This is a genomic window from Blastomonas sp. AAP25 (assembly GCF_001295965.1).
Classification (GTDB): domain Bacteria; phylum Pseudomonadota; class Alphaproteobacteria; order Sphingomonadales; family Sphingomonadaceae; genus Blastomonas; species Blastomonas fulva.
Genome location: NZ_LJHP01000001.1, coordinates 280,801 through 296,235 on the forward strand (window position 1 = coordinate 280,801; position 15,435 = coordinate 296,235).

10 protein-coding genes and 2 tRNA genes are annotated in these 15,435 nt (G+C 64.6%); 5 read left to right on the forward strand and 7 right to left on the reverse strand.

Annotated elements, in window-relative coordinates:
- Positions 1-90 precede the first annotated feature (90 nt).
- Positions 91-2,907 (forward strand): CHAT domain-containing protein, encoded by a 2,817-nt coding sequence (locus tag IP68_RS01365; RefSeq protein WP_054133151.1) that lies wholly within the window; start codon positions 91-93, stop codon positions 2,905-2,907.
- 138 nt (positions 2,908-3,045) lie between these two features.
- Here the strand turns inward: IP68_RS01365 and IP68_RS01370 are convergent, their stop codons facing one another.
- The 6 genes from IP68_RS01370 to IP68_RS01395 all read right to left on the reverse strand — a co-directional run bounded on the left by IP68_RS01370 (position 3,046) and on the right by IP68_RS01395 (position 8,732).
- Positions 3,046-4,143 carry a cobalamin-independent methionine synthase II family protein gene (locus IP68_RS01370; RefSeq protein ID WP_197275693.1) on the reverse strand — a complete coding sequence of 366 codons (1,098 nt, stop codon included), beginning with the start codon at positions 4,141-4,143 and terminating at the stop codon, positions 3,046-3,048.
- A 421-nt stretch (positions 4,144-4,564) separates the two neighbouring features.
- Positions 4,565-4,641: transfer RNA gene (locus IP68_RS01375), tRNA-Pro, on the reverse strand.
- Positions 4,642-4,892: 251 nt separating this feature from the next.
- Positions 4,893-5,384: a RidA family protein gene (locus tag IP68_RS01380; protein ID WP_054133153.1), complete on the reverse strand. Its 492-nt coding sequence runs from the start codon at positions 5,382-5,384 to the stop codon at positions 4,893-4,895.
- A gap of 166 nt (positions 5,385-5,550) precedes the next feature.
- Positions 5,551-5,627, reverse strand: a tRNA-Ile gene (locus tag IP68_RS01385).
- Between the two features lie 94 nt (positions 5,628-5,721).
- Positions 5,722-6,711: a polysaccharide deacetylase family protein gene (locus tag IP68_RS01390; protein ID WP_054133154.1), complete on the reverse strand. Its 990-nt coding sequence runs from the start codon at positions 6,709-6,711 to the stop codon at positions 5,722-5,724.
- Between the two features lie 80 nt (positions 6,712-6,791).
- Entirely contained in the window at positions 6,792-8,732 is a 1,941-nt protein-coding gene (locus IP68_RS01395) for a sensor histidine kinase KdpD (RefSeq protein ID WP_054133155.1), read from the reverse strand.
- A gap of 294 nt (positions 8,733-9,026) precedes the next feature.
- Here IP68_RS01395 and IP68_RS01400 point away from each other — a divergent pair, with 294 nt between their 5' ends.
- The gene (locus IP68_RS01400; RefSeq protein ID WP_054133156.1) at positions 9,027-9,494 is read left to right on the forward strand and encodes an Lrp/AsnC family transcriptional regulator; all 468 of its coding nucleotides are present in this window, start codon (positions 9,027-9,029) and stop codon (positions 9,492-9,494) included.
- 76 nt (positions 9,495-9,570) lie between these two features.
- Here IP68_RS01400 and IP68_RS01405 read toward each other — a convergent pair whose 3' ends face one another.
- A complete protein-coding gene (locus IP68_RS01405) occupies positions 9,571-10,911 on the reverse strand; it encodes a hypothetical protein (RefSeq protein WP_156317891.1) in 1,341 nt (446 codons plus the stop codon).
- 228 nt (positions 10,912-11,139) lie between these two features.
- Here IP68_RS01405 and IP68_RS01410 point away from each other — a divergent pair, with 228 nt between their 5' ends.
- From IP68_RS01410 to gyrA, 3 genes are all read left to right on the forward strand, one after another.
- Positions 11,140-11,898, forward strand: coding sequence for a YaaA family protein (locus IP68_RS01410; protein WP_054133248.1), 759 nt, complete (start codon positions 11,140-11,142; stop codon positions 11,896-11,898).
- The gene (locus IP68_RS01415) at positions 11,895-12,590 is read left to right on the forward strand and encodes an SDR family NAD(P)-dependent oxidoreductase (RefSeq protein WP_054133158.1); all 696 of its coding nucleotides are present in this window, start codon (positions 11,895-11,897) and stop codon (positions 12,588-12,590) included. The genes IP68_RS01410 and IP68_RS01415 overlap by 4 nt, the downstream gene beginning before the upstream one ends.
- Before the next feature lie 140 nt (positions 12,591-12,730).
- Entirely contained in the window at positions 12,731-15,433 is a 2,703-nt protein-coding gene (gyrA, locus tag IP68_RS01420) for a DNA gyrase subunit A (protein ID WP_054133159.1), read from the forward strand.
- The last annotated feature ends 2 nt before the right edge of the window (positions 15,434-15,435 follow it).

The window sequence follows — 15,435 nt, forward strand, 5'->3', positions numbered from 1 at the left end:
GCTACAGTCCCAGGTGCAAGAAATCGCTTTTCATTTGGAAGACGGCTGTTCAAGCTGCCCGAGTCTGCGATCGAGAACCGGGGGGCCCCTATGATCAAAGCTGCAGTGGCACTGGCGAGCGGTATCGGTCTGTTTCTGGGGGCACCAGCCCATGCCGCACCCGATCGCACGAGGCTGGACGCCCTGATCACGCAGTTCGAGGCCGCCGATGCCAACAGCGATGTCGAGGGTTATCGCAAGATCGCCGACCAGACCCTCGCCGAGGCACGGCGGCTCTATCCTGCCGGCCATCCCGAGATCGCCGCACGCGCGCTGTACGTCGCCCAGGCGCTGGCTGCTTCGGGCGAGATGGATCCGGCCAAAGCCGAGGTCGACAGGATCATCCCCGTGCTTGCGGGCGCGCAGGGATACAAGGCGGACTGGCGCAATGCGCTCAGCCTGCGCGCCTATATCCTCAACTTCAAGGGCGATCATGCCGGTGCGCTGGCGATCAACGAACAGCTCGCCGCCGAATATGCCAGCGATCCGTCAAGCCAGGGCATTCGCGACCATGCCGTAACGCTGTCGAACCTGGCAGCGTCGTATCTCGAACATGGCCGTCTCGATGACGCGCTCGCGCGCAACGCCGAGGCGATCCGCATTGGCCTCGCGCTGGATCCCGTCCCGCAGGACGTCGCCATCTGGAGCGCCAACCGGGTCGTCTATTTCTATTCCGCCGGGCGCACCGAAGACGCCATCGTCACCGCGCAGGAAGGCATCGCGCAAGCAGGCGGCGCCCTCGGCACCGATCACCCGGCGATGGCCAACCTCTACGCCAATCTCGGCGCGATCCTCATGCGGATCAACCGTCCGCACGATGCCATGGCGCCGATTCGGCAGGCCTATGAACTGATCGAAAAGGCCAATGGCGGCCCCAACCAGAACAGTGCGACGATGCGGACGCAGTTCGCCCAGGCGCTGGTGCGGGCCGGGCAGCACAAGGATGCCCTCGCCTTTCTCGATTATGCCACGCCGATCATCGATGCCCAATTGGGCGCGCAGAGCGACCGGTCGCTGGTGGCCCGCGATACGCGGCTGGTTGCGCTGATCGCGCTCGGCCAGGGTGCGCAGGCCGAAGCGCTGGCCAGGGAGCTGCTGGCGGTGCGCGATGCGCGGCTGCCCGATGGCCACAGGGACCGCGCCAATACGCGCGATAATCTCGCCAAGGCCGCCTTCGCGATCGAGAATTGGGCAACCGCGCGCGATGCAGCCGCGCAGGCCGTGGACTTGCGCAGCAAGGCGCTCTCCCCCGACCATCCAGATCTCCTGCTGTCTCGGGCATTTCTGCTGCGCGTGGAGGACCGCGGCGACTTGCGCCCGGCAACCGAGCTCGTCGCCGAGGCGCGCCAGGTTTTCGAGGCGCTGGCCTTGAACGCGCAGCTTGCCCGCGGGTCCGCCCAGGCAGAACGCCAGCGGCCCGCTTATGGCTGGCTGGCGGAGGTGTTCGCGCGGCGCGGTGCGGCAGACGATGCTTTCCGCGCCCAGCAATGGGCGGCGCGCACCGCGCTCGACGACACGCTGGCGATCGCGGCGAGCGAGCTCTCCGCCAAGGCAGACCCCCAGCTTGCCAGCCTGCTGGTGCGGCGCCGCGAACTGGTGGCGGCGCGCCAGGGGCTGGAGGCACGGATCGATGCCAATGGCGCGCGCCCAGATCCGAAGTTTGATCTGGCGGGCGTTTCGAACGATCTGGCCGGAAACCGCAGCGAGATCGCTGCACTCGATGCCGGACTGACCCCCGAGCAGCGCAACAGCCTGATGTTTGCCCCCGCAAGCGTGAAGGACATTCAGGCGACCGGCGCGCGGGGCGACGTCAGCATCATGATCACCGATATCGGCGACAGCTGGCTGGTGACCGCGCTGGATGCCGGACGCGTGCTGCAGACCCTAGTCGGCGCCGATGCTCCGGTGGACGCGCTCGTCGCGCAGCTGCGCGCCGTGGCTGATCCGACGGGCGATGGCGTGCTCGACCGGGCCGCATCGTCGCAGCTGTTTGCAGCGCTTTTCCCGGGCGAAACCGCAGCGCTGGTGCGCTCGGCGCGTCAGCTTTACGTGACCGCCAACGGCTCGCTGGGGTCCCTCCCCTTCGGTTTGCTGTCGGCCGATCGCGCCGGCCGTGGGTTGCTCATGGAGAAATCGACCATAGTGCGGCGGGTGGGCGTGCCACGCGGCCGGACGGCGGCCTTCGCGCCCACCGGCAACACACTCATCGCCTTTGGCGGCGTAAAAGGCGCGCCCGCGCGAACCTTGATGGCGATGCGCTCGGCGAGCACCGCAAGGACGATTGCCGATCTGCCCGACCTGCCCGATTCACGGCGCGAACTGGCCGCGCTCGGCCAGGCGATCGGCACCGGGTCTGCGCAGCTTCTGGTCGGCGATGACGCCACCGAAGAGGCATTACGCCGCGCCACTGTCCCGCCCGGCGCGGTGCTGGCCTTTGCCACCCATGGCCTGCTTTCTGGCGAGCTCGACGGGTTGAGCGAACCCGCGCTGCTGCTGTCGCCCGCAGGCAACGACGACGGCTTGCTCAAGCCCAGCGAGATCGGTGCGATGAACCTGCCTGCCGGGCTGGTGATCCTGTCGGCGTGCAACACCGCAGCAACCAGCTCGACCGATCGCCCGCAGCTGGCAGGGCTGGTCCAGGGCTTCTTCCTCGCCGGGGCCGAGCGCGTGCTGGCAAGCCATTGGCCGGTGCGCGATGATGTCGCCCGGCGGCTGTCGGTCAGCACCGTGCGCGGCATGAACAACCGCCTGGCGCCGGCCGAGGCACTGCGCCGCGCGATCGCCCAGGTCCGCAAGGGATCGGACGGCGAACCGGCAATCGACAAACCCGCGCTGTGGGCGGTGTTCGAGTTGTTCGAAGCCAATTGAACGACCGGGCGGGCTTTCGGTAAGCATCAGCAAGATCGCGCAATTCAATTACCGCCCAACGCTGTTGGTCGCCAAGATTGACGCAAATCGCGATCAGGCGCGCGCATTCCCATTCGGCCGTGTGGTGCTCGACCGAACTTACAGCCTCGCGCCTGCAAGATCAGCGCCTTCGCGCAAAGCCTTGAGTTTCTTGGCGGTCACCAGCGGGTCGATCTTCCCATAGCCTGCAAAGGTGCCGAACCCGCAATCGGTGCTGCCGATGATACGGTCTGCGCCGACAATGCCGGCGAAACGCGCCAGCCGCTGCGCAATCAGTTCGGGGTGCTCGACATAATTCGAGCAGGTGTCGATGACCCCGGGGGCCAGCCGCTTGTCGATGGGGATTTTCGCATCGCGCCACACCGTCCATTCATGTTCGTGCCGGGGGTTGGCCCCTTCGAACAGGATGGTGGCCGGGCGCGCGGCGAGCACGATGTCGACCACGCGCTCGAGTGGGATATCGTGATCGTGCGGACCTTCGTAATTGCCCCAGCAGATGTGCATGCGCATCCGCTCGGGCGGGATGTTGGCGGTGGCAGCGTTCAGCGCCTCGACATTGGCGGCAGCGACCTTGAGGAACTCGTCCTCGGACAGGTCCTGATAGCCGGTATGGCGCGACATCGCGAGATCGGGGCAGTCGAGCTGCAGGTCAAACCCGGCACCCACGATCGTCTCGTATTCCTCGCGCATGGCATCGGCGAGATCGGCCAGATACGCCTCGTGGCTGGGATAGTGGCGGTTGACCTGGAAGGCGGTGATCAGCCCGGGGGAAGCCGCGTTCATGAATCCACGCCCGCCTGGCGCATGCGCATCCATCGCGGCACGAAAGCGGCGGATATCGTCGTGCAGCGGCTCGAGCGATACCAGCCTAACCGGACCGATGCACGAGGCACGAACGAATTCCTGACTGCCCATGATCGCGGAGAGCCTGCGCGCCAGATCGGGCACTTCGGCCAGATCTGCGGCCGGCTTGCGATCGACGTGCCCGCCAAAGCCCGACAGCCGCTCTATCATGTAGGTCGAATAGCCAACCTTGCCCATTTCGCCGTCGCTGACGATGTCGACTCCACATTCGCGCTGGAACGCGACCGAGCGATTGACCGCATCGGACACCGCAGTGTCGAACGCGGCAGCATCATAGGGTTCGCCTGCATCGCGCGCGAGCAGCAAAGCGGTCAGCTCGGGTCCACGCGGCATCGATCCGACATGGGTTGTGGCGATATAGGTCAATTTAGCCCTCCTCATAACTTTTCACGGCCGCTGAGCTCGCTCCTTCGCCCATTTGGAGGGACCACACAAAGTGATAGCAGCGATCCAATACGATCAGTCCTGTTGATATGTGAGAGAGGCTGTTGCCGGGCCGAAACGCGGCATCTGCGCTGCCTTGGGATCGGCAGTGCGAAGGGTGGCCCTGATCGGGCTAGGAGATAATATCTCGGAAATGGACGCGGCGCCGAAAAATGTATCAGCCCTGGACGCGGATGGCATGGAGGATCTTGCACATGAGGTATCGCCTTGTGTCGGGCGTCTGTGCTGGTGGTGTGTATAGTGGTCGTTTGACCATAAAGCCCGTCAGCACATACTAACAGGCTAATTCCCCAAGGTTTTAGAGATAAAATGGTCGGGGAGACAGGATTCGAACCTGCGACCCTCTGCTCCCAAAGCAGACGCGCTACCAGGCTGCGCCACTCCCCGATCCTGGATCGACCCGGCCATGGTGTCCGCGAGGGCGGGCATCTGGGACGGATTTTCGCAATGTGCCGGTGAGTGGGCTTGCCCCAGGTTCACCTTCGACATTGCAAGGCCAGTGCTAACCGGCCTGCCGAGCAGGGTGTCTAGCGCGTTGCGACGGGATTGCAAGCCATGAAACGCCTCCACCGGGAGATTGCGATGCGGGCGCCGCGTGTGGTCCGGGATGGCCATTGCAAAGCCGTGACGGCTGCCGACTATCTGGCCTTGGCAGCGATCGCTTCGATCTCGATCAGATAATGCGGACCGGCGAGTCCTGCCACCTGCACGGTCGATCGCGCGACCAGATTTGGGTTCTGGCTGGTGCCGAAGAATGCGCGGTACCCTGCGTTGAAACCGGCAAAGTCCATCTTGCCGCCGAGCGCGGGATCGCCGACCACGAACACGGTGAGCTTGACCACGTCGGACATCGCATAGCCTCGGTCCGCCAGCGCATTTTCGATCTTGCGAAAGGTGCTGATCGTCTGGGTGCGGGTATCACCATAGGCTTCGATGCTGTCGGTGCGCGCAGGGTCGATCGGATCGGCGAGCTGTCCGCTGAGCATCAGGATCTCCGCACCCGGCGGGATCGTCACCCCGTTCAGAATGATGGCAGGCGGCGGATTGGGATGGCGGATGATCGGCTGGGCCTGCGCAGCGCTGGCGCATGCCAGCGACACGAGAGTCCAAAGCGGCAGATGACGAATCAAGCGGCGATCCTTTCTTCCTGAACCGAGGGCGCAACGCAACGCGGCGCGCAGCAGCAATCACCAGCGCAATAGCAGAGGAAGGCGGCGCCCCGCCAGCCCGGGTTCGCCTGCATTCGCTCGCGGCCCATGCGGCGCGCAACGGCGATGCTGAGGGTAAGGTGGAAAATGGTGGGCCCGGAGGGACTCGAACCCCCGACCTAGCCGTTATGAGCGGCCAGCTCTAACCAACTGAGCTACAGGCCCGTCCCGGCTGTGCCTCTGGCGCGGTTAGCCCAGCCCAGGGCGGCAATGCAAGCGGGAAAAGCGCAGTCTTCCAAAAGGCCGGCAGGCGGCGGCTTCAGCGCAGTATGGCAGCATCGATATCGCCAATGCAGGTCGGCTTGACGTCGCGCGATGCCAGATACGACAGCACCTGATGCCACCAGTCGAAAAACGCCTCCACATCCGCAGGCTCGCGAACATAGGGCGTGTGGCCTGCGCGCAGCGAGGGCGAGTGGAACGAGAAATTGAGGATCGGCAGACCATCGTCGAGCGCGATGTCGATCCCGCGGATCACCTCGGTGACCGAAATGCCTTCTGGCGTCAGCGAGATGCGTTCGAGCAACCGCCCGCGGGCCATCAGCGACTTGGTGAGACCCGCCATCTGCGCGAACGGGAAAATCGGTCCCTGGCGGCGCAGCAGCCCCCAATAGACCGACGTCACCGGCAGTTCGACGATGTCCAGCCGCCGATCCAGCCAATAGGGCTCAAGCGGGTAATGCGAAAAGTCCGGCCCCTCGGCCTTGCTGTAATCGAAATTGGCGCGCACCGAGGTATCGAACCGCACCCCTGCCTCTCGCAGCAGATTGAGCGTCTCGGGACCGATGCCATAGCGCCCGGCACGATAAGCGATCGGCTGCTTGCCGGTTACCTCAGCGATCGCATCGCGCAGTCGGTAGAATTTTGCCCGTTCCAGCTCGGGCGGCAGATTGCCGGCATAAGTGTTGCGCTGGGTCACCTCTTCGTCGAACGGCGGGTTGACCCAGGGATGCAGCTGAATGCCGACCTCGGCGCGCCCTTCGCGGACCAGCGCGCCATAGATTTCCTTGCCGCGCGGGTCTGAAATGATCGGCCAATCCACCAGATACAAAGGCGTTACGCCATATTGTTCGCACAGTGTCTGAAAATCGGTGATCGCCTCGATCGCGTCCAGCGAATAGCCTTCGCGCTGGATCGGGCGGGTCCAGTCGAACTCTTCCTCGACATCGATGGTGACAAGATAGCGCTGCCCGAAACCTGGCGCGAACTGGACGAAGTCGTCCTTGCCCGGCAATCTTGCAAAGGTCATTCAGCCCGCCCTGGTTTCACAGCGTCGCAGTCACCAAGGCCGTGCCCCCCTGGCCCCGCGCCCTGGCGCGCCCCGGAAACCTAGGAACGCGCGGCCTCTGCGCTAATCCGCGTGCAAGGCAAGGTCAAGCACAGAGCATCGGCCTCCACTGCGAGCTCGCCGCCCTGTGCAGCCAGAAGATTGCGCACCAGCCTGAGACAGAACCCCAGACCCAGCAGCGGGCCGCCATCGTCATGCCCTGCCGAAGCCCGGTCGACATCGAACAGCTGATCCCGGTTGAGGGCGGCGAGCGAGCGGGGGCGGCTGAAGCGCAGATCCAGCGCGTCTGCATGCTGGGCGAACGAAAGCGTGAGCACCTCATCCGGCGCGCAGCTGCCGATCAGCGCTGCGGCGAGCCGGGGCACGATGCGGTCGATCGCCTGGGGCGACACCGCGATCACCGCGCCTGCGGGCAATGCGCCGATCTCCAGCCTGGCGCCTGCATGGTCGAGCAACGGCTGGACCCGCCCGATCAGCCGGTCGACCAGATCGCCCGGAGCGACCTGTCCGACGGGATCATCCAACGCGTTGCGATCAAGCCGCAGCGCAGTATCGAGATCATCAAAGCCGCTGAGCAACTGGCGCGCGTCCTGGCGGATGCGCAGTGCCATGTCCCTGTATTCTGCAGCCACCGGACCGAACAGCTGCTGTTCAATGATCTCGGAAAAGCCCATGATCGCGTTCAGCGGCGTGCGCAGTTCGTGGACGATCTGGCGCAGGCCATCGCGCCCGGCGAGCATCGCGCCATCGTCCTGGGGCCCTGCGCTTTCCCACGCCATCGGGCGGCGGACCATGCCATTATAGCCGATGAAGCGCCCGCTGGCGCGATCGAACACCGGGTCGGCATCGATGCGCCACTCGCCCGACAGGCCCGCAGCACCGCCCAGATTGGCGCGGCCGCCGCGCACCGGCATCCGGCGGCTGAACGCGGTCGCGACCGCAGCATCGACTCCGCGGAACCCGGCCATCGCCGGAAGCGCGAGCGAAAGGCCGTAGACCGCGCCCAGCGCGACACCGCTGGCGCTGGCAATCGCGCCGTCGACACCGGTCGAAAATCGGAACTCCTCGGGGGTAACACTCTCCGGCGCAACGGCGAGCGGCTCGTCGGCGGCAGAACGGTCATCGTCCTGCGTCGCATCGCGGGACATAGCATCGCCCGTGATCGCATCGGCCTGGATGGCATCGCCCTGCACCGCATGGCCCAGCCGATTCCAGTCGGGCACCGCGGTGGCCGGACGATCTTCCATCGCCTGTTTGAAGCGCACTTCCTGCAGCGCCTCGATCCGCTTGACGATCTCCCCGATGCTCTGCGGCCCGCCGCTTTCGGGCGCGGTGGCAACGTTGGCGACGCTGGCCAAGGCCTCGATAGGCAAAGGTTCATCGGGCTGCAGCGCATCTGCGATCGGCGCGGCCGCTTCGGCTGTCGGCTCGGTGGAGATGACATCGGCTGATGGCAGGTCGGCGGTCGGCACCGGATCGGAAGCGATGGGTTCGGCAACGCCGCTCTGCGCCTCCGGTTCAGCTAAGGCGACCTGCGCCGCCGCATCGGGCAGCGCGGTATCGTAGAGCCCCAGTTGATCGAGCAAGGCACGGGTGCGCGCGCCTAAATCTCGGCGGTGACGCAGAAAGCCGCGCGCGCGCGTCGGCAATGCGGGAACCAGCGCGGCCCATTGGCTGTCGGTCAGCCGAGCCGCACGGATGGCAGCGCTGGCGATCTGCGGGGTTTCCGCCGCCAGATACTGGACCAGCACCGGCGATACCAGCCGCCCCGACAGGCACTGCACCGTTAGAAGGCGATCCGATTCACTCACCGCGCTGCGCAGACTGTGGATACGCGCCAGACCCAGGGCATGGCGTTCGTCAGCAGCGCTTGCGCCGATCTGGCCCAGAATGTCCACCAGCTGCCGATATTGCGCCACCGCAGCCGCTCCGCCGGGGACGTCACCGGCGAGAACTGTGGTCAGGCGATCATCGAAATGCATAACTACCCATAATCCCAGCACGGCGTGCGAATGAGGCCAAGACCGGGCGCGCGTGCGCCTGCCGATACCGATCGCGAGACAAGAGGGATAGCCAGTCAGGGGCCGTGGCGGAAGTGGGCTTTTTTCCACGTCGCAATGTGGGACAATTGCGTTAGAGAACAATTATATTATATGGAGGCATCGTCTTGTTGCGGAAAATTTCCACAAAAGACCATTCTTCCCGGTGGTTCGGTGTGTCGCGGCTCAAATCAGGCCAACCCGCTCCGGTCCGCACGGCATGGCAGGGGATAAAAAGTGTCAAGTCTGGACCAAATCGATCGACAGTTGCTGACCAGACTGCAGGATGAAGGTCGCATCACCAATGTCGAACTGGCCAGCCGCGTCGGCCTGACCGCCCCGCCCTGCCTTCGCCGTGTGCGCGCGCTGGAAGAAGCTGGTATCATCCGGGGCTATCACGCCGATATCGACCCGCAGAAGCTGGGCTTCGCGATCACGGTGTTCGCGATGGTGAGCCTCAAGAGCCAGGCCGAAAGCGATCTCAAGGCGTTCGAAGACCATGTCAGCACGCTGCCCCAGGTGCGCGAGTGCCATATGCTCAACGGCGAAATCGACTTCATTCTCAAGATCGTAGCGCGCGATCTTCAGGAGTTTCAGGCGTTCCTGACCTCCAAGCTGACCCCGGCTGCCAACGTTGCCAGCGTGAAGACCTCGCTGACCATCCGAACGTCCAAACAGCAGCCCGGCGTTCCGCTCGACGAATAAGCCGCCGGCTTCAAGCACAAAAAAGCGGGCCGGGATGCTCTCCCGGCCCGCTTTTTTTGGAACCCAGAGGCCTTGATCAGGCGGCAGGAGCCGCCGCTGCACCCGCACCCGCACCCGACTTCTGGTCGATGTACACCGCCCACAGCTTGGCGATTGGCGCGCGCACGCCGGTCACGCTGGTGAGCGTCTGGCGCGCGGGAGCGTATTTGCCCTGTGCGACCTGCGCGATGGCCTGAACCATCATGGCGCGTTCCTTGTCTTCGACGTTCTTGGTCAGCGCGAGCGCCGCCAGTTCCTCGGCTTCGGCATACTGCTTGTTGGCGAGCAGCGCGTCGGCAGTGGCCAGCGTCACGGTGGCGGTTGCCTTGCCGCGCGAATCGCGAATCGAATCGGGCAGCGTCGCGACATATTCGGCGCGGCTGTTGCCGGCCAGGGTAGCCTGCTCCTTGAAGAACGCATCGCTGGCGGACACAACGCCCGCAGCCTTGCCTTCCTCGATCAACGCAAGCACTTCGGTCGGACGACGCGCTGCGCCTGCCGCTTCGATATACTCGCGATAGTCATTTGCGCTGGAGAGCCCACCCGCCATGCGCAGCAGACGCATCGCGTCCAGGCTCTGGTCGCTGGTGAAGTTGCGGTTGTCGCTCTGCATCGCGCGAACGACCTCGTTCCAGGCCTTGTTGCCGGTGTCCGCCTTCAGCAGCAGCTGTGCCCAGACCGTGCTGTCGCTCTTGGTGGCGCGCGCAATCTGAAAACCGCGCTTGGCCCAGCTGGGCGCATACTGCTTGTCACCTGCCAGCTGCGCTTCCACAGCGCGCTGCAGATAGGGCAGGCCCTGCGCGGCCAGCGGCGAATTGGCGGCATCGATGCTACGACCGCCCGACTTGGCGATCGCTTCGCCGAAGTGCGCTTCAGCGAGCTGGAACAGGTTCACCGGGTTGTTCTGTCCCGCCTGGACCGCAGCGGTCAGATAGGTGCGGGCACGACTGAAGTCATTGCCGACCAGCGCCTTCTCGCCGAGGAAGCTGTTGAAGGTACGCGCTTCGGATTCGGTGGACTTGCCCGAGGCCAGCGCTTCTTCGATGCCCTTTTCCTGCATCGCCTGGTTTTCGGTCTTCAGGCCGATCTGCAACTTCATCTTGCCGGTGAGGTACTTTTCGTCCGCGCTGGTCGCAACAGCAGCGGCTTCGGTCAGCTTGGCGTCGGCGGTAACGAAGTCGTTGGCGCCGAAGGCGGTCTGCGATTCACCGAACGCCTTACGGAAGGGAGCGCTCAGCTCCATCTGGGGGGCTTCTTCCTTGCCTTTCTTCTGCTTCTTCTGGGCCAGCGCGCCTTCGACCGGCAGAGCGAGCGAAACTGCGGTGGTCGCAGCCAGAGCGAGCGCGAGAGCCATGGGGAAACGGGAAATGCGACGCATATTATCCTCCGAACTAAATCCCGGTTATGCACATGCCGGGCGTGATCACCCTTTTGCCGGGGCGTTAATGAAGCCGTCCTTAATGAGTCTGGCTGAAACGAACAACCGGGCTTTGGGGTTCCGCCGCAAAAAGCGGCGCGATGGCGGTGCGAAACGGCGTCGCGATGCTGTGGGTGCGCTGCGAACGGCTTGGCAACGCCCCGCCTGCTGGGCTATGCGCGGGCAGGTATGATCATCCTGCTTTCCCCCGCAAAATCCCTGGATTTCGATTCGCCACCCCCTGCCGTCGACCCGAGCCCGATCCGGTTCGAGGCCGAGGCCGAGCGGCTGGTGCGATCGGCCGCACGGCTGACCAAGGCGCGGCTCAAGCAGATCATGCCGGTTTCCGATGCGCTGATCGATCTGAACTATGGCCGGTATCGCGGTTTTTACGATCAGCCCGAGCGCCCGGCCGCCTTTGCCTTCAACGGCGATGTCTATTCCGGCCTTGCCGCGCGCAGCCTTGAAGAACCGGCTCTGGCCTTTGCGCAGGACCATGTGCGCATCCTTTCCGGGCTCTACGGCTTATTGAGGCCGCTTGATAATATTCGGCCCTATCGCCTTGAAATGGGTACGAGATGGGCGCCACGTCACCCCTCTCTGGTGTCGTACTGGGGCGACCGGATTGCAGCGGCGGTTGCCAATGACCTTGCCGCCAGCGGAAGCGACACGGTGGTCAATCTGGCCAGCCAGGAGTATTTCGCTGCCGCCGACAAGGGGCTGAAAAAGCGCGGAATCAGGGTGGTGACCGCCGACTTCCGCCAGCAGGGCCCGGATGGCCCGCGCTTCATCAGCTTCGAGGCCAAGCGGGCGCGCGGGCTGGCGGCGCGGTTCCTGTGCGAGAACCGCCATGACGATGCCGAGGCGCTCAAGGGCTTCGATACCGATGGCTACCGCTTCGACCCGGATACCAGCGACGAGGCCGTGTGGCGGTTCATCCGCGCATGAGCGATTGTACCGTAATCATCGGAGCGTCGGGCGGGATCGGCGCGGCGCTGATGCGCGAGGCACAGACACGCGGTGCGCATGTCGTTGCACTAGCCCGCAGCTTTGACGGCGTGGCGCATATCGACCTCGAGGACGAACCCAGCATAGCCGCAGCGGCCGAGAAAATCCGCGCTCAGGGCCTGATCCCCAGCCGGGTGATCGTCGCCACCGGACTGCTGCATGCTGATGGCAAGGGGCCGGAAAAGAGCCTCAAGGACATCGACCCGGCCTGGATGGCGCGCAACTTTGCGGTCAACACCATCGGCCCGGCACTTGTCGGCAAGCATTTCGTGCCGCTGATGCCGCGCAAGGCCCCTGCCCTGTTCGCTGCGATCGGCGCGCGGGTGGGCAGCATCTCCGACAACCAGCTGGGTGGCTGGTACGGCTATCGCGCCGCCAAGGCCGCGCTGCATATGACCATCCGCAACATCGCCATCGAATGGGGGCGCCGCAACGACCAGTCGATCTGCGTCGCACTGCACCCCGGGACCGTCGATACCAGCCTCAGCAAGCCGTTCCAGGGCAATGTGGCAGAGGGCCGGCTGTTCGATGCGGCCTATAGCGCCGCATGCCTGACAAACGTGCTGGACGGCCTTCAGGCAGCCGATTCGGGCGGGATATTCGCCTGGGATGGCACGGCCATTCAGCCCTAGCCGCTGTTGCCACCCAAGCTGCTGATTTTCCTGTTGAAAAATCCGGTCGGAAAGCCCGCAAAAGCTGGCATTTTCGCCCCCCTTCGCCTAGAGCCAAGCCGAGACGCAAAAGCGTCACAAAGGCATAAAAGGCGCATGGAATGAACGACGAAACCGCAGCAGCGGAACCCACCGAAATCGAACGCATCGACATCGTCGATGAGATGCGGTCCAGCTATCTGGACTATGCGATGTCGGTCATCGTCAGCCGCGCCCTGCCCGATGTTCGCGATGGCCTCAAGCCCGTCCACCGCCGCATCCTTTACGCCAGCCACGAAGGCGGCTTCGTCGCGGGCAAGCCCTATCGCAAGTCGGCCAAGATCGTCGGTGACGTGATGGGTAACTATCACCCGCACGGCGACAGCTCGATCTACATGGCATTGGCGCGCATGTCGCAGGATTGGGCGATGCGGGTTCCGCTGATCGACGGCCAGGGCAACTTCGGTTCGATGGACCCCGATGCCCCGGCATCGATGCGGTACACCGAAGCAAGGTTGAGCAAAGTCGCGCTCAAGCTTCTGGAAGATATCGAAAAAGATACCGTCGATTTTATCCCCAACTATGACGGATCGCGCCAGGAGCCGCAGGTTCTGCCCGCGCGTTTCCCCAATCTTCTGGTCAATGGCGCAGGCGGCATCGCCGTCGGCATGGCGACCAACATTCCGCCGCACAATCTGGGCGAGGTCATCGACGGGTGCCTTGCCTGGATCGAGAACCCGATGATCGAGCTCGATGATCTGATGAAGATCATCCCGGGTCCCGATTTCCCGACCGCCCCGCTCATCCTCGGCCAATCTGGCGCCCGCGCGGCGTACCAGAAGGGGCGCGGATCGATCATCATGCGTGCGCGCCACACGATCGAAGAGGGTCGCGGCGACCGCCGTTCGATCGTCCTTACCTCGATCCCCTATCAGGTCGGCAAGAACGCGCTGGTCGAGACGATCGCCGAGGCCGCCAAGGGCAAGGAAGCGCGGATCGAGGGCGTCAGCGACATCCGCGACGAATCCAACCGTCTGGGCGTGCGCATCGTGATCGACCTCAAGCGCGATGCCTCGCCCGAGGTCGTGCTCAACCAGATCTGGCGCTACAGCCCCGCACAGTCGAGCTTTCCCGCCAACATGCTCGCCATTCGTGGCGGCCGTCCCGAGGTGCTCGGCCTCAAGGACATCATCGAGGCGTTCGTCCAGTTCCGCGAGCAGGTCATCACCCGCCGCACCAAGTTCGAGCTCGCCAAGGCACGCGACCGCGCGCACATCTTGCTCGGGCTGGTGGTTGCGGTCACCAACATGGACGAGGTGGTAAAGATCATCCGCAGCTCCGCCTCGCCCGCCGAGGCCCGCGCCCGACTGCTGGCACGCGAATGGCCGATCGGCGAGATCGCACAGTACATCAAGCTGGTCGAGGCGATCGAGGGTGAACTGGAAGGCGACATCTACCGCCTGAGCGACCTTCAGGTCCGCGCGATCCTGGATCTGCGCCTCCACCGCCTGACCGCGCTGGGCCGCGACGAGATCGGCAACGAACTGAGCGCGCTCGCGCTGGCGATCGAGGAGTATCTCGCGATCCTCAGCGATCGGGCGAAGCTTTACGAGGTGCTCAAGGAAGAGCTTATCGCGGTGCGCGACGAGTTCGCCACCCCGCGCCTGTCGGTGATCGCGCCTGCCTGGGACGGCATCGAGGACGAAGACCTGATCGAGCGCGAGGAGATGGTCGTTACCGTCACCCTGCAGGGCTATATCAAGCGCACCCCGCTCGACGCGTTCCGCTCGCAGGCACGCGGCGGCAAGGGGCGTTCGGGCATGGCGACCAAGGACGAGGATGCCGTCACCAGCATGTTCGTGACCTCCACGCACACGCCGGTGCTGTTCTTCTCCACCCACGGCAAGGTCTATCGCAAGAAGGTGTGGCGCCTGCCCGAAGGCGGCCCGGCGACGCGCGGACGCCCGATGATCAACCTCCTGCCGCTGGCGCAGGGCGAGACCATTCAGACCGTGCTGCCACTGCCCGAGGACGAGAGCACCTGGGCCGATCTGCACGTGATGTTTGCTACCGCCAACGGCACCGTGCGGCGCAACTCGATGGACGCGTTCACCAACGTGCCCACCAACGGCAAGATCGCGATGCGCTTCGACGAAGGATCGGATGACCGGCTGATCGGTGTTGCGCTGCTGACCGAGGGCGACGACGTGCTGCTGGCGACGCGCCAGGGCAAGGCGATCCGCTTTGCAGCCACCGACGTGCGCGAGTTCCAGAGCCGCACCTCGACCGGGGTGCGCGGCATGACGTTGCGCGAGGGCGACGAGGTCATTTCACTGTCGATTCTCTCGGGCTTTGAAGCCTCCACCGAGGAGCGCGACAATTACCTGCGCGCGGCCCCGTGGAAGGGCAACGAGGCCGAGCCGACACTGTCGCCCGAGCGGGTCAAGGAGTTCGCGGACGCCGAGCAGTTCCTGCTCACCGTCTGCGCCAACGGCTATGGAAAATTGTCCTCCGCCTATGACTATCGCCGCACCAATCGCGGTGGCCAGGGGATCACCAACATCGACAATATCGGTCGCAACGGGCCGGTTCTGGCGAGCTTCCCCGCGCATCAGAGCGACCAGCTGATGCTGGTAACCGATCAGGCCAAGCTCATCCGCCTCAGCCTCTCGACGATGCGCGTCATCGGGCGCAATTCGGCAGGTGTGAGACTGTTCAACGTGGCCGATAACGAGCACGTCGTGAGCGCGGCGCGGATTGCCGAAGAAGAGGCCGCCGAGGATGTCGCCGGCGAACCGGACGACACGACCGAAACCGCAGAATAAGC

Coding starts and splice junctions, on each gene's coding strand:
- IP68_RS01365 (WP_054133151.1), top strand. CDS start 91: ATGATCAAAGCTGCAGTGGCACTGGCGAGCGGTATCGGTCTGTTTCTG.
- IP68_RS01370 (WP_197275693.1), bottom strand. CDS start 4,143: ATGCCGCGTGGACCCGAGCTGACCGCTTTGCTGCTCGCGCGCGATGCA.
- IP68_RS01390 (WP_054133154.1), bottom strand. CDS start 6,711: ATGACCTTTGCAAGATTGCCGGGCAAGGACGACTTCGTCCAGTTCGCG.
- IP68_RS01395 (WP_054133155.1), bottom strand. CDS start 8,732: ATGCATTTCGATGATCGCCTGACCACAGTTCTCGCCGGTGACGTCCCC.
- IP68_RS01405 (WP_156317891.1), bottom strand. CDS start 10,911: ATGCGTCGCATTTCCCGTTTCCCCATGGCTCTCGCGCTCGCTCTGGCT.
- IP68_RS01410 (WP_054133248.1), top strand. CDS start 11,140: ATGATCATCCTGCTTTCCCCCGCAAAATCCCTGGATTTCGATTCGCCA.
- IP68_RS01415 (WP_054133158.1), top strand. CDS start 11,895: ATGAGCGATTGTACCGTAATCATCGGAGCGTCGGGCGGGATCGGCGCG.
- gyrA (WP_054133159.1), top strand. CDS start 12,731: ATGAACGACGAAACCGCAGCAGCGGAACCCACCGAAATCGAACGCATC.